The 265-nt window shown below is 63.8% G+C and carries 1 protein-coding gene; it reads right to left on the bottom strand.

Annotated elements, in window-relative coordinates:
- A partial coding sequence (locus AC0IYH_RS32020; protein WP_471838322.1) for a hypothetical protein occupies window positions 1–265 on the bottom strand: 265 nt, incomplete at both ends.

Here is a 265-nt window from a genome sequence, read left to right on the forward strand (position 1 = left end):
CAGTAGCACGGCCATATTCGTCCTCGACGCGCGTCGGCAGGCCGACGGTGAGGTCGGACTGGTATTTTCGTACCCTGAACGTCGGGTCGGTCATCGTCAACGCGGATGTCGTCGCCGTGGGTTGCGTAAACGCATAATTCCACGTCGCGCCGTCGCGCACGACCGACGTCACCCGACCGGACGCATCTACGTTGACGCGCTCGTTGTCTGCCCCGCTGCCGGGGCGACGAACCGCATTGTAGCTGCCGCTGCCGCCATATTGCAT

Source organism: Pseudomonas sp. AC463, assembly GCF_979253585.1.